This is a genomic window from Chitinophaga polysaccharea (assembly GCF_902150045.1).
GTDB classification, from domain to species: domain Bacteria; phylum Bacteroidota; class Bacteroidia; order Chitinophagales; family Chitinophagaceae; genus Chitinophaga; species Chitinophaga polysaccharea_A.
This window is the reverse complement of the sequence record NZ_CABFVU010000001.1, coordinates 653456-677266: the sequence shown is the minus strand read 5'-3', so window position 1 is coordinate 677266 and position 23811 is coordinate 653456. Positions and strand designations below refer to the sequence as shown.

Genomic DNA, 23811 nt, shown 5'->3' with positions numbered 1-23811 from the left:
TTTAATAGCAATGCCCTATTCATTAAAGTTGCTCAGAAAACTATGGATCCTGTCGTGCCTGTGCTTATCCTTTGTGCCCGCATTGGCACAGATAAACGGCGGGCTGGTACTGCCATCACCTAACAACCGCTTCCTGGGAAATACAGTGGCGATATCGGCTACCTCCGATGTAGGGGTAGATCTGCACACCGGCACGATGTCTGCCAATATCCCTCTTTGCCAGCTGACGTCAAAGGAATTAACGATCCCGGTTTCCCTCACTTATATTGGAGGAAAAGGGATCAAGGTACAGGACTATGCCAGCCAGGCAGGTCTTGGATGGCTGGTAAATGCCGGGGGCAGTGTAACCCGCGTGGTACGCGCTTTCCCGGATGAACAATCGAATGGGTACCTGGGTACGGGTCATGCCGGTCAGCAGGTAGCCAACTGGAAGCGTAATGGCGCCGCCTTGCCCGGTTCGTTCACATCTACGCCACCCACCAGCGATGGAGAACCTGATATCTATTTCATCAAAACACCCTACTTCAGTTTCCAGTTTACATTTGATGAAAACGGGAACATAGCGGTGTCTAATAACAACGGCGTTAAGATTATCGCCAAAAATTTTTACAGCACCTCCGGTTATTCCAGCAGCTCTTTTGAAGCTATCGATGAAAATGGTACACACTATTATTTTGGTTCTGCCAGCGCTTCAAAAGAATATACCAGCGCCACTATTTACGGCAATTCCAATACCTTCCCCACTACCTGGTACCTGGATAAAATTGTTACGCTCAATGGAAAGGATGTAGCTACATTTGAGTATACCGCCGCTCCCGGTAATGATGTGCTTAACCATTATGTAGGTGTTGTTACCTGGGATATATACGGTAATACCAACTGGGATACCACGCACCCTATTGTTACTACGCTGGTGCCGCCAAAGTATGTATCGAGGATAGTGACCGGCGCAGGTAAAGTGGAATTCAACTATGCGTTCGACCGGCAGGATGAGCCCGGGGCAGCGCGGTTGGTAAGCATTGTACAGTCATCGTTACTGCCGCCAATGACGCTTAATACCTATTCCTTTAATCACAGCTATTTCGGCACACCATCTACCGATCCTAACATGCTGCGGCTCCGGCTGGATAGCATCAGGGTAAAGGGGAACAACAGCGTCACGGCAACACCCATCACGCTGCGCACGTTTACCTATAATACTTCCCATACCATGTCCAACCGCAAAGCATATGCGGAAGTAGATCTCTGGGGATACCAGAATTTTTATGTGCCTAAAGTATTTACACCATTTCCCGATAACAATCGGAACCCCGATCTTACGGCCGCACAAATAGGTGTGTTAACGGGTGTAAAGGAACTGAACGGTGGCAGCTGGAACGTAACGTACGAGCTGAACGACTATAATAAAAGTGGTACCAATACTGCCGTTGGCGGCCTTCGTGTTAAAAGATTGGCGCAAACGATGCCTAATGGGGAAAACCTGTATAAAGATTATAGTTATGTAGATGCCAATAACCTCTCTACCGGGCAGGTCTTCAGTCCTTCTTACACTATCATCGGTTATGCTTGGGCCAACCAAAACGGAAATATCGTGATCAATCAGAGACTTTCAGAATGTCCTTCTGAAGTGTACGACCTGAACGGCAACTTTGTTGGGTATTCATCTGTAAAAGTAACCGAGAAAAATGGCGGCTATACAGTAAGCACCTTCTCTAACTTCAGCGACTTCCCCGATATCCTCAACTATCTTACACCAGGCCAGCAGGGCGCAGTTCCGGATGTTACCTCTTCTACCAGTTATGCTTTTAAAAGAGGATTGCCACTGAGTGTTACCGTTTACAATGCTGCCAACCAAAAGATCACAGAAGACCTCACGCCGCTCACTGCCTATTCGATGTTAACAAATCCCGCTACACAAAAAGCATGGGCGTACAAGTGGAATACCGTATCTTATGCCGTAGGCGGCTCTTCCGGTTACAGCTCTTTCAATACTGTGTATTTTACACCGTATGAAAATTACCAGCTTACACAGGTAGTGCACAGGGAATATGATCAGCTGCGCCCCGGCACTTATATACAAACCACTACTACTTTCGGATTTTCTCCTGCGAATCTCCGCCAGGTAAAAACAATTACAACTACCGATTCGAAAGGAAAGTCGTATGTGAAAACATTGTATCGTGCGCAGGATACAGATATACCGCGGCTCGCCACGGGTGAACAGGCCGTTGTTACTTCGCTCGCAAATGCGAATGTGGTCAATCCCGTTATCCATGAAACGGAAAGCAGGAATGGTATTACCCGCGAAATTCATAACACTTACACTACTTCCGCATGGGGCAACAGTCAGAATTTGTACCTGACAAAATCTGATCTCTACATGGGTGGTGCTGCAGTGAAACAAAAGCTGTTTAAATACGATCCGGCCACTTCCAATCTTTCCAGTGAAAAAATGCTGGGAGGAAAAGCCACCACTTACCAGTATGGCTATGGTGACAATTTACCGGTAGCAGTGATTGATAATGCGGAAGATGCTTTTACGGTTTCTTCAACCATAGTAACGCAGTCGGGTACGCTTACCATTACCCCTGGCCCTTCGTCGGTAACATTTACCCACGATGCAGCCGGTAACATGGTATTCTCTGCTATTCCATCACCAGGAGAAACCTACGGGATCAACTATACTTTAACAGGGCCTTCCAACGCCTCCGGCAGCTTGTGCGTAAGCAGAACTTCCACTACCTGCTCTTACCCGGAAACGGTAACGCTGCCTAATATGCCGGCGGGTACCTATACATTGTCCATTACTTCCGGCAGTGGTACATCGAATTATAAAGCGATGGGTTATTCCTATAATTTCCTGAAACCAACGTCTACGGCTACACGTGGATTTTTCTACCAGGGTTTTGAGAACTATACACTGGGTGGCGCCGTTACAGGCAGCGCGCACAGCGGTCGTTCCTATTATACCAGCGCGCAGTATGGAGCTTACACCGTGAATTTTACATTGCCGGATACAAGGAAATATTACCTGCAGTACTGGTCGTGGGAAAATGGGAAATGGGTGATGAAACAACAGGTGTATACCGCGCCTGTAGCGCTTTCAGGAGTGATAGATGATATCCGGGTATTTCCTTCGGATGCCTTGCTCACCACTTTCAGCTACGACCCACAGGTGGGTAAAACCGGCGAAACAGATCCTGCCGGAAAAACCACCACCTATGAGTACGACGGTCTTGGCAGGTTAGGTATTGTGAGAGATGATGATAAAAATATCATCACTAAAACCTGTTACAATTATTACGGTCTTCCTGCCGGTTGCCCTGATAACCCGGTTTACACCAGCGCGGTGTATACAAGAACCATAACGAGAAATAACTGCGCGGCAGGATATCAGCCAGGAAATGTAGTATATACGGTGCCAGCCGGAAAATACAGCTCCACCATCAGCCAGGCGGATGCCAATCAACAGGCGGTGAATGAGGCCGATCTGTACGGGCAGGCATACGCCAATGCCAATGGTACCTGCTCACTCATTTATTATAGTGTGGCAAAAAGCGGCGACTTCACCCGGAACAACTGCTCGCCTGGCTTTAATGGCAGCACGGTTACGTACAACGTTCCCGCAGGAAGATATACATCTATCATCAGCCAGGCAGATGCAGACCAGAAGGCGGTAAATGACGTGAATACCAACGGACAGAATTATGCCAATACCAATGGTACCTGTACTTCTTCACAGGTTATAAAGTATGGCTCGCTGTCGTACAACGGTACCACATCAGCTACCTTCACTTCCACACTGGCAGGAGATATCACCCTGAGTGTAAATGGAGAACCTACTTACTACTTCACCATTTCCTATTCGCTTACAGGTGCAGCTAGCAGGAACGGTTCTTTATGCGCCAGCAGAACTACCTATACCTGTTCATCGCCATCCAGTATTGTATTGAGCAATATGCCGGCCGGAACCTATACGATCAGTATTTCTTCCAGCAGCGGTACTTCTCCATACAGGGTGCTGGGATATAGTTATTGGGGAGCCCCGTGATAACAGGGCTGCTTCATTCACCTGAACAAGGAAGACAGATCCGTTCCAAACAAAAAAAACATTATGAATAAACGTTTCATGCCATATAAAAATCTCATTACAGCCATCGCACTGTTCTGTATGATCTTTCCCCTGCAGGCGAGGGGACAACAAACGCCGCCGGCGCCCTACACCAGCCAGTTACCAGTGAACAGCGTGCGCACCTGGAAGGCAAAAGTGCCGGTGGCTAGTGCTGCATCCGTCAGCACAAAAACCAGCGCGGAAGTAGAACAGGTAACCGAGTATACAGACGGTTTGGGAAGACCGCTGCAAACCGTAGTAAAACAGGGCAGCCCTGCAGGATATGACCTGGTGATCCCCCATGTATATGATAACTATGGAAGGGAACAGCTGGAATACCTGCCGTTTGCTTCCACTACCAACAATGGCGATCTGAAGCTGAATCCCATACAGCAACAGGTAGCATTTTACAATACCTATCTTGCCGGGCAAACCGGTGAAACCAATGTTGGCCCAAACAGTTTAAACTGGGCCTACAGCCAGCAAACATTTGAAGCCTCTCCGCTTAACAGAACACTTTCAATACTTGCGCCCGGCGCTAACTGGGTAGGTACGGCCACGCATTCAGTGGCTTCCCGCAGTGCCACCAACACTGCTACGGATGCAGTGCAGAAATGGAACGTAGCCGCTGCCCGCGGAAGTCTGCCTACTAACGATGGAAGCTATGCCGCAGGCAGTTTATATAAAACCATCAACACGGATGAACAGGGCCACCAGGTGATAGAGTTCACCGATATATACGGTCAGACTGTTCTGAAGAAAACACAGCTTACCGCTGCCGCTGATAACGGGAACGGCAGTGCGCATACCGGGTGGCTGGCTACCTATTATGTGTATGACGATTATGGTATGCTTCGCTACATCATTCCACCAGCTGTTGTTAAACAGGTAGATGGAACCTGGGCGGTTAGCCAGGCGCTGGCAGATGAACTATGCTATCGTTTTGAGTATGATAATGCAGGCCACCTGATTGTAAAGAAGATCCCCGGCGCTGCAGAAGTACGCATGGTGTATGATCAGCTGGACAGACTGGTGATGCAGCAGGATGGTAACCTGCGCTCCGCGCAGAAATGGGAATACTTTAAGTATGATGCGCTGGACAGGCCTTTGGAAACAGGGCTGATCACCGATCCCACCAACTATAACAATCTCGATGTTCATCTCACAAATGCCAAAACCAGCACCGCTTACCCGGCAGTAGCATCGTATACAAATGAGATGCTGCGGCAAACATTTTACGATGATTATTCCTGGATGAATGCTACCAATTCATCTACGCTTACCGCCACTATCAACAGCACTGCCAACGGAACCGGTAATGCTAATTTTACCACCAGTTATAACACTGCTCCCGACTATGCCCAACCCATGACGCAAAGCATCATGACGGCCGGCCGGCAAACCGGTAGCAAGGTAAAGATCATAGGCGGCACCGGTACGCAATATGAATACACGGTAAATTTTTATGATGCCCGTGGCAATAATATCCAGGTGCAACGCATTAATGTAACCGGGGGAACCGACATTGCCACCAGGCAATACAACTGGGAAGGAAAAGTGGTAGGCGATCTTGCCACACAAAACAAAGCAGGCACCAATCCGCAAACGCACCTGCTCTTCTCCAAAAATACCTATGATGCAAACGGCAGGCTGCTCACCATTACAAAGAAGATCACCACAGGCGGCATTACGGTAAATTCCACTATAGCAGCCAATACCTATAACGAACTGGGCATGCTCAAAAAGAAGCAGCTGGCGCCGGCATACAACGCCAATGCCGGGCTGGAAAGCATGACCTACGATTATAATATCCGCGGATGGCTGCTGGGCGCCAACAGAACTTACCTGTCCAATACCAGCCAGAATTATTTTGGCTTCGAAGTAGGATACGATAAAGCAACGTCAGTAGCGGCAGGCAGTTCTTATGCCACCCCAAGATATAACGGCAATTATGGCGGCGTAACCTGGAAAAGTAAGGGCGATGGTATCAACAGGAAACTGGAGTTCACCTATGATAACGGCGACAGGCTGCTGACAGCGCCTTTCCTGCAAAATTCCAGCGCCGGCACCTGGGATAAAAGTTATATCGATTTCTCCGTTAACAACACGGCATACGATGTTAACGGCAATATCACAGCGCTCAGCAGGAACGGGTTTCAGCTGGGAGGTTCCACCACGATCGATAATCTCACCTACACATACCAGAATACGAATGTGAGCAACAAGCTGCAGAACGTAATGGACAACGCCAATAACGCGCAAACAACGCTGGGCGATTTCCATTACCCTACAGGGAAAACTGCCGCACAGATCGATTATACCTACGATGCCAATGGTAATGCAATAACGGATTATAACCGGGGCATTACCAGCAACATCAGCTATAATACGCTGGACCTGCCGCAAACATTCAGCCTCGGTACCAAAGGAACCATACAGTACCAGTATAATGCGCTGGGAGATAAGGTGCAGAAAACCACTACGGAAAATAACGCCAGCATTAAATACAACAATGTAAGCTATACTACCAACGTTACCACCACAACGAAGTACATCAATGGGTTTACATATGGCTCCGTAGCATACAGCAACACATCGCTGGCTCCCTTGCAGTATACCGATAAACTGCTGTTCATAGCACAGGAAGAAGGCCGCATCAGACCTGTCTATAATAACCCATCGGCGCCTGCTACCATTACAGGATATGTGTTTGATTACTTCCTGAGAGACCAGCAGGGAAATACCCGTATGGTGTTATCCGACGAACAGCAAACAGATATTTACCCGGCAGCCACATTGGAAAATGCTACCTACAACGGCGGCACTGCACAGGCTTTTGAAAGCCAGTTCTACGATATTAAGCCGGCAAATATAAAATCAGCTACCACGCTGCCCTGGCTGGCCAGCGCCTCCGGCGGTACTTACCAGAACCAGAATAATAATGGCAATCCGTCTAATAGCGTAAACCCTTACAGTAATGTTACTGCCAACAGTGATAAGCTATACCTGCTCAACGGGCAAACAGGCGACAAAACAGGTTTAGGCATCACCATAAAAGTAATGGCGGGCGATAAGATCTCTATCCTGTGCAACAGCGTTTGGCATAGTACCGGCGTAGCACCCGCTTCCTATCCCATTACTTCCGCGCTGGCATCCTTCGTAAATGCGTTTGCAGGAACCGCAGTAGTTACTTCCAGTTTGCATGGCGTTTCCACTAACCTTAACAGCGTAAGCGCTACTACGGTACCGCTGAATACCATGCTGGGAAGCACCCCCAATCAACCTAATCCAACAGTAGCACCCAAGGCAGCGGTTAACTGGATCCTGTTTGATAACCAGTTCAGGCCCGTTTCCAACGGAACAGACCTGGTAAGCAACCTGCCGGATGTAGTGAAGAAACATTCTTCACTCAGCCAGCCAATGGCGAAGAGTGGCTACCTGTATATTTATTGCAGTAATGAAAGCAACCTGGATGTATACTTCGACAACCTCCAGGTAGTAAATACAAGAGGCCCGCTGCTGGAAGAGACACATTATTATCCTGATGGGTTAACAATGGCCGGCATCAGCGACCGGGCATGGAACAAGCTGCCCAACCGCTATGCTTACCAGGGTAAAGAAATACAGAACGGCGAGTTTAGCGATAACTCAGGGCTGGAAATGTATGATTTCGGTGCAAGGTTCTATGATCCGCAACTTGGCGTATGGCATAGTCCTGATGCAGTGGAACAATATGGTAGCCCGTATATGGCCATGGGAAATAATCCTGCCATGTTTGTAGATCCCGACGGTGATGATCCGCTTACCGTGATCGCAGTGATTGCATTTGCCGCAATATCTTCCGGTTTGCAGAAAGGAATGGCTTATGATATGGCGGGCAAGAACTTCTGGGACGGTATGTGGCGTGGGGCCATCATAGGCGCTGCCACAGCGGCTCTTACCTTTGTGCCGGGAGGTGGCACCTTTGCAGCGCAGGTAGCCATAGGAACGGCGAAAGGCGCCGTAATGGGGGCCATTAATGGAAGCCTCGATGGTTCGCCGGATACCTGGAAGAGCGTGTGGAAAGGTATTAAAACCGGTGCGTTGAATGGAGCTATATCTTCAACCGCATCAGCATCGCTGGAATCTTTCAAGAACTGGAAAGCGGGCTATGGATGGGGTACCGACGCAGGAAGAATGAACCATATGATCAAAGACTACAAACAGGCGGTGGGCGACCAGGCAAAAATTGCAGCCGGTAATAAACTAGCGGAATACTCCGCAGATAAACTGAAGATAGGAAAACCGGATGTAGGTTTCTCATTGAACCAGAGCGAAGCGGTTACCAAGAATGTGAAAGCAAGAACCATTACGCTGGGGCCGGATGCTTTCAAATATCACGGCTCTTACCTGAGACAAACATTGAAAACAGCGTATAAAGAGTTTATGAAAGAATTTAAGGCAGGTACCCGGTCTATTATCGGGCAGATGGTACTGGACAATATATGGGACCATCGAGGAACCTATGTAGGGCTGTACTATTCCATGTGGAAGAAATGATCACCAGGTGTATCAGTGAAAAGAAGGGAGCTGTTTAAAAAACGGCTCCCTTCTTCTTTGATCAGGGCGTATAAGTAACATTACTGTTGTAAAGGATACTTGAAACACCGGAGAAATAAACATGTTTATCCGTGTTGGTAAGGTTGTACCACAGGTAAACGCCATAGCCGTTGTTCTTCGTTTGTGTGGCCAGTGAGTTGGCAGTGCTCTGGCTGGTGGCCTGTATGTCTACTGCTGCGGGCCCTAACTGTGCTTTTGTAAGGCCGGCCACATTAGGTACGGAGTAACTACCGTAAATGGCATTCCAGCTATAGTTGGCAAAGTCGCCTACTTTTTTACCACCCCACGATAACCGGGAAGCAGCCGGGCCATAGTAATAGAACGAAATGATTTTGCTGGGCATCAGTTTGCGCAGTTCATCCACCAGCATCACGAAGGAGCTGTCGTTCGGCTGCGTGGTGCCATTGTTGCCATATTCGGCGTACTCATCATCAAAGTCAATTCCATCCAGGCCGTAGTAGCTAACGGTATCGCTGAGCTGTTGTGCAAATGCGCGTGCGGCAGTTCTGCTGGTAAAGTTGCAGAAGCCCGCACCCTGGTGGTTACCGAGGATAGACAGCAATACTTTCATCCCCTTATTTTGCAGGGGCACAATTTGCGTGGCCCGGTTGACCAGCACGTTGGATACATTGGGGTTGTTGTACAGTACCGCTTTATGGGTAGTGGTATTGTAGTTGATATTGGCCGCGAAAATAATGGCAATATCAAACAGCTGCTGCCCGCCGGTGGTTAACGTGTATTTGCCGGTGTTCAGTAAACTGTTGTTGTTTACTTCCACATAGCAAACGGAAATTCCGCCGGCTTTGGTAACGGTTTCTACATGCGCGCCGCTGGTGGTTTTACCGGTGCTTTCAGAAATACTGTTAGTGCTCTCTTTTTTACATGCGGTGAAGAAGAGGGCGGCGCACGTCGTTCCTGCGGCCAATAGCCGTAGGGAATGAAATTGTTTTTTCATACTGGAATGAATGTTTAAATGATTAGGAAATCCGGGTTCAAATTTTGGTTACGGGTTTTCCGGTCTGGTGGCTCTTATAACAAACGTATGCTCAGGTTAACTTTGAATACCGGTAGAAATGGCTGCCGGCAAATGACCGGCAGCCATGTAATAAAATGTTTTTATTTTCCGGTATCCCACCAGAGACGGGTACCACCGTTATCTGCGGGTGTGCTCAGCAGCTGCACACCCGCCGCAACTGTAGCCGGATTAGTGCTATACTCGTTTTGAGGGAACGGCAGTCTGCGGATCTGAACACTTGTTGAGATGGTATTACCGCTATTGTTATTCACTACCGGGAATAGTTTGGGATAACCGGTACGGCGGAATTCTGTCCATGCTTCCTGTCCTTCAGGAAACATAGCGATCCATTTCTGAGTAATGATGCGTTCCAGCTTCCGGTCGTCTGCAACCCCTTCTTCCCATTTAATTGTAATAGTAGATGGTTTACCAGATGAGTTATTGGCAGCGTTCTTAGGGTCAGTATAGGCATCCGGGGTACTTTTATCATCTGCAATGTAACCCGATGCGCTTACCTGCCATTGCGCCATGGAAGTAGTAATACCCTGTTCATACAGTTGCTGCACACTTCCGCCCGCATTGCTCCAGCCTTTTAAAGCTGCTTCTGCACGCAGGAAATATACTTCCGCAGCGGTCATTACCTGCATAGGCGTTTTCAGGGTAAATGCCGGTGAGGTGCCATCATCCGTATTCAGGGAAGAATAGGTCTGGTACTTGGATTTATCTACCAGGCTGCCAATGCGGATGCCTTTATATGTTCCTTTCAAGCCTGTAGCCGGATCAGTGGCTTTATCCATATACCTTGAAATCCTTGGATCTTTGTAGCCCGACAGGTAACATTGAATGGAAGCGCCGATACGAATATCTGCCCAGTTTTTCGCGATGAAAACGAGCGGGTTGGTAAAGTCGCCGGTAATCTTTACGGTCATAGCATCTGCATTATCAGTTATAACACCGCCGTTGGCAGGATTCAGCGCCTTTTCGCCTTCCGTTTTAGCGGTGGCAGGATCTACTTTTGAAATGTGCATAGCCAGGCGCAAACGCAGGGAATTGGCAAAGCGCAGCCACTGGCTAAAGTTGCCGTTATACACTACATCGAAGGTGGAAAAATCAAATGGAAGCGTAGCGCCGCTGCTGATCTGTGCACGTAAGCTTGCAGTAGCATTATCCAGCTGCGCAAAAAATTGTTTGTATATATCCTGCTGGCTATCGTAAGGAACGGTAGATAAGCCCTCACCAACACGGCTATACGGAATGGGTCCATAGATATCAGTTACACGGCTCATGGCAGTAATCTGTACTATCTGCGCCACTGCCCATACAGCAGGGTAGTTTTTATCTAATCCGCTGTTCTTCAGCTTAACTACCGACGACATTACATTCAGGTAACCTACTTTGTAAGCCTCCCCATTCCAGCCCGGCACCAAGCCATAATTGGTGTTATTGGAACTGCTGAACGGGTTAGGCGTCATAAAGTAACCGGAAAAGCAATCTGCATTCAGGTTCTGTTGTACCTGGTAGGAGTTGGGGTCGCCTCCGCCGGAAAAGTTGAGTATAGACATCTCTGCAGTTTTGAGCAGGCCCAGTGAATTAAAGTCCGGCCCAAGCTGTCCATCAGTAACACCGGTATTATCCGTATTATAACGCTCAAAGTTTTTTGTACAGGCACTCATCCCGGTTACCAGGGCGGCGGTAGCCACCAGCAAACCTGATCTGTAACGCTTCATTTTATTATACAGTTTCATTGTTTTCATTTTTTCGGTAAATGATTAAAAAGTGGCATTTACAGTAACGCCATAGCTGCGGCTGGCAGGTAACATAAATACATCCACACCGCCAAGTCCGTTGGCGGTAGACATCGCCTGTTCAGGATCAAACGGTGCTTTCTTAGAGAAGTAGAACAGGTTACGGCCGTTGGCAGATACCTTTAGTGCTTTCACTGCATTACTCTTCAATGGAATGGTATAACCCAGTGATGCTTCTCTTAACCTTACCGTAGTAGCACTGTACATATACTCACTTGAAGCGCCGGTTCTGCCGCCTACTACATTATACCATTTCTCGGCATCTACGGTAGTAACAGGCTGTCCGTTTTCATCTACGCCATTTACTTTTACACCTCCTGCATCACGCGCTGCTCCGGAAACAGCTGAAACGCCGTAACCATCCATCATCGACTGTGTTACAGACATTACCTGCCCGCCAAATTTGCCATCTATCAGGAACGATAAAGTAAAGTTGTTATAAACGAAACTGTTGTTCCAGCCCAACTGCCATTTGGTATTGGCGTTGCCCAGGTATTGTATCTGGCCGCCGGCAAGGGAAGGTGCCCCATCTTTATTAATAATCACACGACCCTGCGCATCACGGTTCAACACCGCACCGTAAATATCGCCAAAGGAACCACCCACTTTAAACTCGGAAGCGTAGTTGGCGCCGCTGCCACCGCCGGGCAGGCTGAAACGGTCTACATACGGCGACAGGGAAACGATCCTGTTGTCGTTCACTGCATAGTTGATAGCAGTATTCCATTTCAGTTTGGTGTCGCGTAATACATCATACCGTATCATCGCTTCTACGCCCTGGTTCTGGATATTGCCGGCATTAATAAAGTAGGTATTAGCCAAAGTAGCATAAGACCCCGCAATTTCCATCGTCTGGTTAGTAGTATTCGTTTTATAGTAAGTGAGATCCACGCTTAAACGGCTGTCGAAAAAGCGCCATTCTGTACCTAATTCCAGCGACTTGGTCTTTTCAGGTTTCAGGTTGGTAAAGGGCAGCTGGGTTCTCACTGAAACGATACCGCCGGTGATCAGTGTATTGTCTGGTGTATTACTCTGGTAAGCCAATGGCGAATTACCCACAATAGCGTATGATCCACGGATCTTACCATAGGTAATCGCTTTAGGCATCTTCAGCAGCTGGCTCAGGATCACATTTAAACCCGCAGACGGATAGAAGTAAGATAGCTGATTGGTAAACGCCAGGTTCGAAGCCCAATCGTTACGTGCTGTAAGATCAAGGTACGCCCAGTCTTTATAAGAAATATTCACGCTCCCAAAAACAGACTGCCACTGGCTGTGTTTCTCCTGTAAAGTACCGGAGTTGCGCGCATTCAGCGTTTTCATGTTTTGTATAGTGAATATATTCGGAAGCCACAAACCTTCCTGTCCTGCCACCAGGTAATCACCCTTTGTTTTCACATCGCGGATGCTACCACCCACCAAACCGGTGAAGTGAAGGTTGTTGGCCGGGATGTTAAAGTTGGCGATGAGGTCGCCGTATTGCTGGGTAGTGGTATTGTTGTTATAGTTGTATCCTCCGTTTTTAGATGCCAGCGTAGCCTGCGTACCTGCGTATATTTTTTGTTCATATACATCATTGATCCGGTCAATGCTTCCTCTTCCCTGCACATTCAGCCAGCTGTTGATATCGTATTTCAGGCTGGCATTGGCCAGGATCCTGTTCCTGTTAAGGCTGTTGGTGTTCCGGTTGAGGATCCACCAGGGGTTTTGCTGCACATCTTCGGAAAACGGCCAGTTCTGCACCATCAGGTTATTTCTTGCCGGATCAGGCACTTCATAATTGTCCCTGTACGGGCTGATATCAACGCCGCGGGGAAACAGGTATAAGCCGGTAAGCGGGTTGAAGTAAAAACCTGATAAAGGAGTGTTGTCAATTTTCTGGGTCATGTAATTCACATCTGCAGAAGCAGTGAGCTTATCATTCAGAAAACGTCCTGTTTCTTTAAAGCTCAGGTTATGACGGCCCAGTTTATTGCCCACTTCCAAGCCTCTTGCGGAAGTATTGGCGTAGGAAAAATAGGTTTGCGCTTTATCAGAACCACCCGCCAGGCTAACGGCATTGGTGAAGTTGTTGCCTGTCTGGAAAAAATCAGACACATTATCAGCCGCACCACTGATTTTACTGCCCCAGCTTTTGGTAGTATTATTGAGATCCTGGCCATAGTTATTCTGGAACTTAGGCTTGTAAGCGGCCCGGCTCATAGTGAAACCGGAGGATACATTAATCACCGTGCGACCCGCTTTACCACTTTTAGTGGTAACAATGATGACGCCATTGGCGCCCTGGCTACCATAAAGTGCAGCTGCAGATGCGCCTTTCAATACAGAAATGCTTTCAATGTCTTCCGGGTTGAGGTTGGAGATCGGGTCGCCTCCATCGTAGGAGGTGCTGCCACCATAGATACCGATTGGCTGGTTGGTGATGGTATTATTCATCGGTACCCCGTCGATCACATACAATGCCTGGTTGCTTCCCAATCCTGATTTGTTTCCGCGCAGGATCACCTTGGCAGAACCGCCCACGCCGGAAGCGCTGGAGGAAATAGTTAAGCCCGCTACTTTACCGTTCAGGGTATTTACCAGGTTGGGGTCTTTGGCTTTGGTAAGCTCCAATCCATCCAGTTGCTGGGTGGAGTAGGTGATGGATTTCTCCGATCTTTTAATACCGAGGGCGGTTACCACTACGGCGCCCAGCTGGCTGTCCTGGATATCCAGCGTTACCTGGATGTTGGGATCATTACCCACAGTTACCTGCTTGGTTTCATAACCAATGATGCTGATGATTAGCACATCACCGGGATTGGCAGCCAGGTTAAAAGCGCCCTGCACATTGGTAACAGTTCCCTTATTGGTGCCTTTTACCTGGATAGATGCGCCTACAAGTGGCTGACCTTTGGAGTCGGTCACCTTTCCCTGTATATCAATAGCAACAACGGCCGCTTCGGAAGGCGCCGCTGCTTTGACTTTCGGGCTGATGACAATCGTTTTGTCTACAATATTATAATTAAACAGTTTGTTGTTCAGGCAGGCATTCAATACCTCTGCGAGGGAAGCCTGGTTCATGTTCAGGTTAACCGGGGGAGCTTTCTCCAGTAATTTTTCATCGTAAACGAATTCATAACCTGTCTGGCGGCTGATGCTGTTGAAAACATCGTACAGGGGAAGACGTTTCCCTTTGATGGTAACAGACTGAGAGAATGTTTTGGCGCTCAGATTAAGGGTGAATACCAGCGTGAGTATTGCAGTTAATCGCATAATCAACAGTAATTTTCTTTGCATACGTCCTCCTTTCCCGGGGACTTTGCAGGTACCAAGTAGTTCCATACTTTTGTGTTGTTGGCTTAATAATTCAATTTTCTAATCGATTCAGGGAGTTGGATTGCCTTCTATAGCCGGGAGCATTGCAGTGCTTCCGGTTTTTTTGCAACCGGCAGTGGAATTAGTTACGTCTTCATAACCTAAATAAAATTTAAAATGATCAATTCATAAGTGGACAAATAGCTTACTGCTGTGGGTCGTATGGTGTTACCACTACCCGGTTGTCGTTAATATCAAAGTGAACTAGTTTTGTTGCCGATAGAATCTTTAATAAAGAAGCTGCATTTTCTCTCCGGGAAATAATCCCTGTTAAACGTATATCCGACAGATCGCCTTCATAGGCTACTTCTATATTGTACCACCTAGCCATCTGGCGCATGATGGTTTGTATGCTGGTATTACGGAACCTGAATTTGCCATCTTTCCAGGCCAGGGCCTGTTCCAGGTCTGCTTTTTCGATGGTGAACGCATCGCTGCCGGCGCTCAGTCTACCGCCAAAACCGGGTTGCAGCATGCTTTTGCTGCTGCCATGCACCAGTTGAACAGCGCCGGTTTCCAGGGTAGTGGTAATGGCCTGCTCATCGGAATAAGCCATGATATTGAAACTGGTGCCCAGCACATTTACTTCCATGCCGGGATTATCTTTTACTTTCACTTTAAAAGGCCGCTGTGCATTGGCCGCTACCTGGAAATAACCTTCCCCGGAAATCTCCACCAATCGTTCCTTCCCGGTAAATGCAGTAGGGAACCGGATGCTGCTGGCCGCATTCAGCCATACCAGGGTGCCATCTGCCAGTGTAAGCTGGTACTGCCCGCCACGGGGCGTTACTACCGTGTTATATACAATATCCCGGGCGGTGCCATCTGCCTTATAGGTCAGGCCCTGTGCCGAATTGGTGATGCTGCTGTTGCCCTGCCGGGCCAGTGCGCCTGTGTTGGCGCTGTCCAGCGGAATAGTGCTGCCATCTGCCAGTACCAGTACGGCCGTATTGGTGCCGGGCGCCAGGGGATTGGATTTGCGGGCCGCAGCTATTACCGGTTGTTGCTGCCGGTTCATATAAAGGGCGCCGGTAAGCAAGGTAGCTCCCAGTAGCGTAGCTGCCGCAGCATACCACACTACCCGGCGGGTTTTACCGCCTGTTGCAGGGGAGGGCGTTTGCAGGATCTGCTGTAAAACGGCTTCACCATCTTCCTCGGTCCAGCCGCTTTGCGGGGGCCGGCTGTTGTACAGGGCCGACAGGATATCTGCTTTGATTTCCGGCTCATAATCGTTGCCGGCAATCATCTCTTGTAAGCGCAGCAGTTCTTCCTGGCTGATCCGGCCATTCTTATATTTATCAAGTAATAACTGTACTTCCGTCATGGACATTATCAGCGTTTTGGAAGGTGATTTGGGGTAAAGACGAGCAACCGGCAAAAAAGGAGTATCCGGGGCGAAAATTTTTTTTCGGAGAGTAATTATTTCAGGAGAAGGAGTAAAAACAGTAAGAAGGAAACAATATCATTTTGCAGACGCGCCTTTACAAAAGCCCGTACAGCGTGCATGGCAAGGCTCATCTGCTTTTTAACGGTATGCACCGAAATATTCAGCTGCCGGGAGATTTCTTCATTGCTCCAGCCCTGTTTGCGGGCCAGGTACACTTTTTTCCGTTCCGGGGGAAGGCCGGATACCGCTTTATCCAGTATAGCGTCGTATTCCCGCTGCAACAGCAGGTGGTCGGTATCATTTTGGGCCTCCGGCTGGTTTTTGAGATGGAAATCATGGGCTTTCAGCCGCACTACCTGTTTTTTGAAACCATCGTAAATATGATTCCGGGTGAGGATAAACAGGTAATCCTTAAATTGCTTTACCTGATGCATATCGGCTTTTTTCAGCCACACCTTCATAAATACTTCCTGCACAATCTCTCTGGCGAGGCCACTGTCTCTCAGGTAAAGCATGGCCACATCATATACCTGTCCGCTGTAATGCCTGAACAGGATAGTATATGCGTCCCCGTCACCCAAGGCAACCTTTTGCAGCAAATCGCGTTCATCAGTCAAGGAAATGTCTGGCAAAGCTGGAAGTTTAGTACCCTCACGAAAACAATAACAAAGTAAATTTAGGGGACCAGGAATTAATAATAAAATATTTTATGCAGGAGGGGAGTTTTGATAAAGGGATGGAGAAGAAAGAAAATTATTACGTATTTTCAGGGCAGGCAGGTTCACCAACCGTTGATTTCACTACGCATTTACACTGCGTTGCCGGGATATATCTTACACCTGATTCTTAATGACCATTAATTCTACCTTATGAATGACCTTAAATTCTGGCAGATTATTGAAGAAGCGTGGGCAGCATCACCAGCCTTACTGGAAATGCGCAATGCGGCATTGAAAACCAATGATGCCATATTGATCGAAGACCTGACCGGTGAACTGTACGGCGCTATCACCAATAATATCCGGGATATCCTTTTACAACTAGATAAGAAGGAGCTGACAGGATTTAATCATATCATGGAAGAAAAATTATTTCAGATCGACCGGGAAGATATTCATGCTTACACAGACGGATCAGACGATGGCTTCCTTTATTGCCGGTGTTTTATAGTAGGAATGGGAAAGGATTACTACGAAATGATCAGCGAAAACCCGTCAAAAGCTACCTGCGATGCGGAGGCTGAAATTGTAGGATTTATCGGGTACGTTGTGTACCAGGAATTATTTGGAGAGGAATTTGAAAGGTATACAAAACATAGCATAGAAACCTGCTCCAATACCATTGGATGGAGTAAAACCTAGTTTTAATAACCTGTCTTATTATGAATGGAAAAACCTGTAATATAAATATAGATCGTGCACACGCACGTGCTGTTACCCTGATAGCGGAAGACTTCTTCTGGAACCCAACTGATCACCTGGCGCCTTTCGGATCAGATGAAGGAGACACAGGACTGATCCTGTTCCGGGAATGGCGCCGGCAACACCCTGTCACACCAACCATTGAATATCTGAAAAAGACCATTGAATCAATAGGGGAAATGGCATTTGAAGATTATAATGAAACATTGCTCGACAGAGACCTGATCATACAAATGAGAGAAGACCCGGCATTTGATGATTACCGGTTTATTTTTACATTGGACGTTTTATTGATTGCCGCCGGATTCGGACAACTGGCAGATGAAGGCATCATTGAAGCTGCCAACAAACCAGTGATCAATACCGCCCTGGAACGGCAGATAGCCTGGGCGCAGCTAACAGAAAGCTGCTCATACGCAGAACAGCATATCGGCTATCTGAATATCCTGAAACAGGTATTGGAAGAGGCATAACAGGATTACACGTATCACCTATGATCAAACTCAACGATAAAATATATACCTGCCCGGTAGATGTAACACTCGGATTTATTGGGGGTAAATGGAAACTGTTAATCCTGTTTCAGCTGCACTATTTTATAAAAAGAAGTTATGCTGAAATCAGGGACAACCTGCCTGGTGTCTCAGAAAAAATGCTCAGCCAGCAACTGAAAGAACTGGAACATGATAAATTGATCGGGAAAAATACCCTCTCCGCCAAACCATACCGGGTGGAGTACTTCTTAACAGTAGAAGGTAAATCACTCAGCCCCCTCTATGAATTCGCCAGTGAATGGGGAATTGCTTATCTCAAAAAATATGGCATCGATTATATCCAGGACCAGCATCTTTACAAATAAAAAAAAGAACGCCATTTCTAGATAACTTCCATGGGCTGATATACTCCCTTTGGAAAAATATTAATCGCAATCCATTCCCAACCAGACAATATTTAACACGCAATACTCTCCCTTTCGTCAGTCGCTAAACCAGCCCCGCAGCCACTCCCGGCATTCTCGGTATTTTAGTGAAAAACAAACGCAATGGCAAAACAAATAGGATTACTCACTTTCACCGGTAAGCTGGGTAACGTAATCGGTTACCGGAGAAATGGGAACTATTTCATGCGCACCATGCCGGAAACAGTGCACCAAACTATGGCTACCAGGCAAGCTGCCCGCAACTTTGGCATTGCCAGCAGCAAAGGGAAACTGATCCGCCGGGGCGTTACGCCTCATCTTAATATAAAAGACAGCTCCCTGGTAAACCGGCTGAACAAAGCGCTGGTACACACAGGAAGCAACTGCCTGCAAGGGCTCAAAGGATTCCGGTTTAACAGGCACGCTGCAACAGAGCAATTCTTTTGTGAGCAACCCTTTGTCAGCTCAAAAGGCTCACTTATAATACCAGCGCAGCTTTTACCTGCAACAGGAACAGCCACACACCTGGAAATTAAATTTATATCCGCAAGAATAAATATTAAAGAACAACGCATTGTCCGCAGTACTTCAGCTACCATCATTATTGATCTCAGCAGGCCTTTCAATGGTGCCACACTGGAAGCTGCGGTGCCGGGAAACGGGACGCTGATACTGGTGCTGCAAATAAGAACATTTAACGGGCAGGAGGCAACAGGAAACCGCCGCTTCATGGCAGCAGATATAATTGGCATAATGCCATCCCGGCCATTAAAGAAAAAAACCAATAGTATTCCCAGCTTTCACAAGCTTCCTTACAATACTCCGCATACATGTTTGTCGTTGCGCTCAATGGATCGTGAAATAAGGGCAGCATTCGCCTCATCACACCACCGGCAACTGGAGTGAATACCGCTCTTTCGCCGCACAAACAATCATACCGGGAAGCCCTCCCGGCAGCCCCCTGTGCCATCCAATATAAATTGCATCATTTTTGTAGGCAATAAGTACGCTTTATATAATAAAAACCAGGGCATCGGGATCATAAACGAGGATATCTGTACATAAAAAGTCGTGGCGCCCGTTCCTGTTCCTACTAAATATGACTTCTGCATCAAGTCCACCTTTACTGCGCGTGCATAGTATTTTCCAGGTATTCCCACAGCATATCCGCAGTATAGGCTAAGCATCAGCCATGTATTTCCCACATACCAAACTGGGTGAACCCGCTTAATTACTGCGTTTGTTTCTTTATCTTAAGAAAACAAATGTTACGTTATGAAAAAACTACTCCTGTTATTTACGTTATGTTGCTGCTGCCTGGGTATTCTCAGGGCAGAAGACTCACCCATCGGCGCCTGGAAATCCACCTCGGGACAGGTAACCAGTGTGCTGCTCATCACTCCCACCTGGTTTACAGTTACGGATTACGATAGTCAGCGCTTCATCAGCTCATATGGCGGTTCATGGAAACAGGCTGGCGATACACAGGTGGATGTAACCATTCATTTTAATACAGCCAATGCATCGCAGGTAGGACAAACCACCACGGTGCCGGTGGGCATGGAAAACGGGCAGCTAATCACCAGCAGTCCAGGCGGAGGAAAACAGGAATGGACCCGTATTGATGATGGCGTTGGTCCGCTGGCCGGCAGCTGGCAAATCACTTCCCGGGAAAGAGATGGAAAAATGACGCCTATCCCCAATGGCGCCAGGCGCACCATGAAGATCCTTACCGGTACCCGTTTTCAATGGGTGGCCATTAACCAGGAAACAGGAGAGTTTTTTGGCTCCGGCGGCGGAACCTATACTTTTGAAAACGGTACCTATACAGAAAAAATTGAGTTTTTTTCCCGCGACAGCTCCCGTGTAGGTGCATCATTGTCTTTTAAAGGCAGTGTAAATGGCAACAACTGGGATCATAGTGGCAAAAGCTCAAAAGGAGATCCCATTCATGAAATATGGACCAGGGAATAAATTGTTTTACCCTTTATTTTTTTCATAGAAGCGTGGTAATTCTCCTACCACCCTATTCCATAATCCTCACCATGATTACTGCTGCCACCCCATAAACTGCCATGCGCACGATCTATGTAAATGGCGTTTATGGGGCCGCTGGTACGCTCTCCGAAGGTAAGATGATAACCCATTTGTTCCAGGGCCTTCCGTGTTTGCTCGGAGGTGTTGTTATTGAGCAGGATGCTTCCGGGACGAGGCTCACGGTCCTGGATAGTGGTACCGCCTAAAGATAACCACAACTGGTTGGTATTAATATTCGCCGCTTCGGAAGCCTGTTGCACCGTCATTCCAAATTCTACCACATTCAGGAAAAACTGTAACAGGTTCTGGTCCTGCGTATCGCCGCCCTGCACGCCAAAAGCCAGGAAAGGCTTGCCGTCTTTCAAAGCCATGGAAGGCGTTAGCGTTACCCTGGGGCGTTTGCCGGGAGCAATCACATTAAAAGGACATATAGCGGAATCCAGCACAAAACTTTGCGCGCGCTGGCTCATACCGATACCGGTTTTGCCTGCAATGCAGGCGGGGAGCCAGCCGCCGCTGGGAGTGACAGATACTACCCATCCGTCTTTATCCGCTGCTTCCACGCTGGTGGTGCCGCGCCACAGCCGGTCCATATAGGCGCTGTCTGGTGTATTGGCTGCGTACAGGTTGTCAGACAGTATTGCGTTGGCGATATGTGATAGCATCTTATTAGTTGCATAAACCTGGTTTGCATCACCTTGCGGCATCAGCATCGTAGCATCATGTTTGGGAACAAAGCCGCCGGGTTTGCGGCCGCTGCTGGTATCCTGCAACAATTTCCGCTCCTGTAACAGGTGCAGGTAAGGATTGGTTTTACCCATGAACGGATATGGATCGCCCGGGCCTGCCGCTGCGTCATTCTGCGTAAGATTGATCTGTTTTGCCCTTACCTTTGCATATTCCTTGCTCAGCAATCCTTTAATAGCAGGATTGGTATTGAACGCAGGATCGCCATAATAAAAATCACGGTCTGCGAAAGTAAGGTTCATGGTTTGATATAACGTATGGATATATTCAGTGGAATTATATCCCATTGATTTCAGGTTGAAATTTTCCAGGATATTAAGGCTTTGCAGCAGCATCGGGCCTTGCGTCCATTCCTGCAGCTTATACACTTCTATGCCCTTGTAATTAATATGCAGGGGCTCTTCTTCCACCGGTTTCCAGCGGGCCAGGTCTTCCATGGTGATCAGGCCCCCCTGTTCCTGGCAGCCGCGTACAAATTCTTTGGCAATATCTCCTTTGTAGAACCGGTCGTATGCTGCCATGATGGCTTCTTTCCTGCTTTTGTGCTTACGCAGCGCTTCCTGTTCAGCTTCTACCATTTTTGTGAGGGTAGCCAGCAGGTCTTTCTGCACAAAAATTTCCCCGGCTTCCGGGGCTTCTCTTTTTTCCCCGGGATGTGTGAGGAAAACAGCTTTACTGTATGGCCACTGGTTAATATATTTTTTCCCGCGTTCAATACTATTCGCAGTTTGAGCTTCTATGGGGTAACCGGCCGCCATTTCCATGGCAGGCGCCAGCACCTGTTTTAAGCTCATGGTACCGTATTCTGCCAGCATGTAGCATAGTCCCCCGGCGGTTCCCGGCGTTACGGCTGCCAACGGGCCGTATTCCGGTGGGAAGTCGTATCCCTTTCCTTTATAAAATGCCGGTGTGGCGCCGGTAGGGGCAACACCCAGCGCATTGATGGCAATTACTTTCCCTGTTTTAGGGTTATAGATCAGCGCCTGCGTTTCCCCGCCCCAGCTCAGCACATCCCACATGGTACAGGTAGCGGCCAGCATGGCGCAGGCGGCGTCTACGGCATTGCCGTGTTGCTGGAAGATCATAGCGCCGGCGGTGGCAGCCAGCGGTTTGCCGGTTACGGCCATCCAGTTTTTACCATGCAAAGGTGGTTTCTGTGTTTGCTGTGCCTGCATGCCGGTATAACAACCCAACACGAAGGAAAGGAGGAGGAAGCGTTTCATCGGGCTAATTTATAGATTTACGGATTAAAAAAATCCGGATTTACATGAAGGGTAACAGCCCCGTTATTTTCACGGGACCTGTTGAGCCAGCAACACTTTAGTGGTCACCAGCAGTTGCCCGGTATGCCGCATGGTATGTTCTGCTGCATGGAACAACAATCCCAGTACTGTGGAGGGAAGTTGTTTACGGCCTACGCCCCGGAAATCCGTCAGGGTGTTTTCCGGGGTAACAGACAATTGCATCAGTGCCTGATGCACCTGTGCGTCAAAATGATCCAGCAATTGATGGAGTGTGGCGGTTGGCTGGCCTTCGCCCGCCAGGGCGGCGAACTGCTGCTCGCTGAGCTGCTCTGCCCTGGCGTAGGTAAACAACCGGTCAAGTACCCCGGTTACGTGCTGAAGGTGATATCCCGGCGATGCCAGTCCTGCCGGCTTTTCCCATAGCAATGCCTCCGGGAAGTCCTGGAGCTGGTTGTTGATCTCCAGGTTGGCCTGCAATAGAGCATGCGCCACAGGTTGCAGTAATGCCGGTATGTTTTCTACCGGCCCGCTCATCCAGTATTCGGTAGCCATAATATCTTTTTATACTTCTACGGCATCATAAACGATCACTTTCTCCCATAAGTGGCTGCAGTTTTTAATAAACTCCAGGTGTATAGGGTGACTTTGATAGGTGGCCTGCCCGGCAAGGTCACTGAAAAAAATCAGTTCCGATACGCCCCAGCTGTTGTCCACAACCTCGCGTTTTTCGGTACTCGCTACCACGCCTACACGCAGATCACGAACGGTTTCTATTTTAGCCAGGGTTTTTACGCCCGCTACCAGCTTATCGCGGTCTTCTTTGGAATCAGGGTTCTTCAGCCAGAAGAATACGTGATGCACAATCGGGTATTTCTTTTCCATATTTGTTGAGGGGATTGCTGCGGCAGCGGCAGTACCGGCGGCAAGCGCTGCTGCGGTTCCTAAAAATTTACGTCTGTTGGAAGTGCTCATATTAGGCGTGTTGAGGCGATGAAAATAATAAACATTGTCGATTTATTATAATTATCCCTGTCATACCGACACTAATATTCATCGGATTACATTTACACAGCGGTGATTTACCCGGACCGCCTGAAATTCCTGCAGCACTTTTCCGGGGATGCTTTCAGACGTGCGGTATTTCGGCTCAAACCCGATTTCATACCGGA

The 23811-nt window shown here is 48.1% G+C and carries 15 protein-coding genes; 7 read left to right on the top strand and 8 right to left on the bottom strand.

Annotation, left to right across the window (positions count from 1 at the left end; all coding sequences use genetic code 11):
- Window positions 1-10 precede the first annotated feature (10 nt).
- A complete protein-coding gene (locus FN124_RS02750) occupies window positions 11-4051 on the top strand; it encodes a DUF5977 domain-containing protein (RefSeq protein WP_142683258.1) in 4041 nt (1346 codons plus the stop codon).
- A gap of 63 nt (window positions 4052-4114) precedes the next feature.
- Window positions 4115-8650, top strand: a complete 4536-nt coding sequence (locus tag FN124_RS02745; RefSeq protein ID WP_142683257.1) for a DUF6443 domain-containing protein — start codon at window positions 4115-4117, stop codon at window positions 8648-8650.
- A 61-nt stretch (window positions 8651-8711) separates the two neighbouring features.
- Here the strand turns inward: FN124_RS02745 and FN124_RS02740 are convergent, their stop codons facing one another.
- The 5 genes from FN124_RS02740 to FN124_RS02720 all read right to left on the bottom strand — a co-directional run bounded on the left by FN124_RS02740 (window position 8712) and on the right by FN124_RS02720 (window position 16906).
- Window positions 8712-9665: an endo-beta-N-acetylglucosaminidase H gene (locus FN124_RS02740; protein ID WP_142683256.1), complete on the bottom strand. Its 954-nt coding sequence runs from the start codon at window positions 9663-9665 to the stop codon at window positions 8712-8714.
- A gap of 161 nt (window positions 9666-9826) precedes the next feature.
- On the bottom strand, window positions 9827-11470 hold the full coding sequence (locus FN124_RS02735; RefSeq protein ID WP_142683255.1) for a RagB/SusD family nutrient uptake outer membrane protein: 1644 nt from the start codon (window positions 11468-11470) through the stop codon (window positions 9827-9829).
- Between the two features lie 24 nt (window positions 11471-11494).
- Complete coding sequence (locus FN124_RS02730) at window positions 11495-14785, bottom strand: SusC/RagA family TonB-linked outer membrane protein (RefSeq protein WP_142683254.1); 3291 nt, start codon at window positions 14783-14785, stop codon at window positions 11495-11497.
- A gap of 247 nt (window positions 14786-15032) precedes the next feature.
- Complete coding sequence (locus tag FN124_RS02725; protein ID WP_142683253.1) at window positions 15033-16217, bottom strand: FecR family protein; 1185 nt, start codon at window positions 16215-16217, stop codon at window positions 15033-15035.
- Window positions 16218-16306: 89 nt separating this feature from the next.
- Window positions 16307-16906 (bottom strand): RNA polymerase sigma factor, encoded by a 600-nt coding sequence (locus FN124_RS02720; RefSeq protein WP_185937065.1) that lies wholly within the window; start codon window positions 16904-16906, stop codon window positions 16307-16309.
- Between the two features lie 237 nt (window positions 16907-17143).
- Between FN124_RS02720 and FN124_RS02715 the strand changes: the two genes are divergently transcribed.
- The 5 genes from FN124_RS02715 (at window position 17144) to FN124_RS02695 (ending at window position 20588) form a co-directional block, all read left to right on the top strand.
- Entirely contained in the window at window positions 17144-17635 is a 492-nt protein-coding gene (locus FN124_RS02715) for a DUF4240 domain-containing protein (RefSeq protein WP_142683251.1), read from the top strand.
- 20 nt (window positions 17636-17655) lie between these two features.
- Window positions 17656-18168 (top strand): hypothetical protein, encoded by a 513-nt coding sequence (locus FN124_RS02710; RefSeq protein ID WP_142683250.1) that lies wholly within the window; start codon window positions 17656-17658, stop codon window positions 18166-18168.
- Between the two features lie 20 nt (window positions 18169-18188).
- A complete protein-coding gene (locus FN124_RS02705; RefSeq protein ID WP_142683249.1) occupies window positions 18189-18554 on the top strand; it encodes a winged helix-turn-helix transcriptional regulator in 366 nt (121 codons plus the stop codon).
- A 183-nt stretch (window positions 18555-18737) separates the two neighbouring features.
- Window positions 18738-19520 (top strand): hypothetical protein, encoded by a 783-nt coding sequence (locus tag FN124_RS02700; RefSeq protein ID WP_142683248.1) that lies wholly within the window; start codon window positions 18738-18740, stop codon window positions 19518-19520.
- A gap of 369 nt (window positions 19521-19889) precedes the next feature.
- Window positions 19890-20588, top strand: a complete 699-nt coding sequence (locus FN124_RS02695; RefSeq protein ID WP_142683247.1) for a DUF4488 domain-containing protein — start codon at window positions 19890-19892, stop codon at window positions 20586-20588.
- Window positions 20589-20632: 44 nt separating this feature from the next.
- Here FN124_RS02695 and FN124_RS02690 read toward each other — a convergent pair whose 3' ends face one another.
- From FN124_RS02690 to FN124_RS02680, 3 genes are all read right to left on the bottom strand, one after another.
- Window positions 20633-22621 (bottom strand): gamma-glutamyltransferase family protein, encoded by a 1989-nt coding sequence (locus tag FN124_RS02690; RefSeq protein ID WP_142683246.1) that lies wholly within the window; start codon window positions 22619-22621, stop codon window positions 20633-20635.
- Window positions 22622-22690: 69 nt separating this feature from the next.
- The gene (locus FN124_RS02685) at window positions 22691-23194 is read right to left on the bottom strand and encodes a DinB family protein (RefSeq protein ID WP_142683245.1); all 504 of its coding nucleotides are present in this window, start codon (window positions 23192-23194) and stop codon (window positions 22691-22693) included.
- 9 nt (window positions 23195-23203) lie between these two features.
- On the bottom strand, window positions 23204-23614 hold the full coding sequence (locus FN124_RS02680; RefSeq protein WP_142683244.1) for a Dabb family protein: 411 nt from the start codon (window positions 23612-23614) through the stop codon (window positions 23204-23206).
- Between the last annotated feature and the right edge of the window lie 197 nt (window positions 23615-23811).

Excerpts from the sequence above, each read along its gene's own strand:
- FN124_RS02750 (WP_142683258.1), top strand. The coding sequence starts at position 11 with ATGCCCTATTCATTAAAGTTGCTCAGAAAACTATGGATCCTGTCGTGC.
- FN124_RS02745 (WP_142683257.1), top strand. The coding sequence starts at position 4,115 with ATGAATAAACGTTTCATGCCATATAAAAATCTCATTACAGCCATCGCA.
- FN124_RS02740 (WP_142683256.1), bottom strand. The coding sequence starts at position 9,665 with ATGAAAAAACAATTTCATTCCCTACGGCTATTGGCCGCAGGAACGACG.
- FN124_RS02735 (WP_142683255.1), bottom strand. The coding sequence starts at position 11,470 with ATGAAACTGTATAATAAAATGAAGCGTTACAGATCAGGTTTGCTGGTG.
- FN124_RS02730 (WP_142683254.1), bottom strand. The coding sequence starts at position 14,785 with ATGCGATTAACTGCAATACTCACGCTGGTATTCACCCTTAATCTGAGC.
- FN124_RS02725 (WP_142683253.1), bottom strand. The coding sequence starts at position 16,217 with ATGTCCATGACGGAAGTACAGTTATTACTTGATAAATATAAGAATGGC.
- FN124_RS02715 (WP_142683251.1), top strand. The coding sequence starts at position 17,144 with ATGAATGACCTTAAATTCTGGCAGATTATTGAAGAAGCGTGGGCAGCA.
- FN124_RS02710 (WP_142683250.1), top strand. The coding sequence starts at position 17,656 with ATGAATGGAAAAACCTGTAATATAAATATAGATCGTGCACACGCACGT.
- FN124_RS02705 (WP_142683249.1), top strand. The coding sequence starts at position 18,189 with ATGATCAAACTCAACGATAAAATATATACCTGCCCGGTAGATGTAACA.
- FN124_RS02700 (WP_142683248.1), top strand. The coding sequence starts at position 18,738 with ATGGCAAAACAAATAGGATTACTCACTTTCACCGGTAAGCTGGGTAAC.
- FN124_RS02695 (WP_142683247.1), top strand. The coding sequence starts at position 19,890 with ATGAAAAAACTACTCCTGTTATTTACGTTATGTTGCTGCTGCCTGGGT.
- FN124_RS02690 (WP_142683246.1), bottom strand. The coding sequence starts at position 22,621 with ATGAAACGCTTCCTCCTCCTTTCCTTCGTGTTGGGTTGTTATACCGGC.
- FN124_RS02685 (WP_142683245.1), bottom strand. The coding sequence starts at position 23,194 with ATGGCTACCGAATACTGGATGAGCGGGCCGGTAGAAAACATACCGGCA.
- FN124_RS02680 (WP_142683244.1), bottom strand. The coding sequence starts at position 23,614 with ATGAGCACTTCCAACAGACGTAAATTTTTAGGAACCGCAGCAGCGCTT.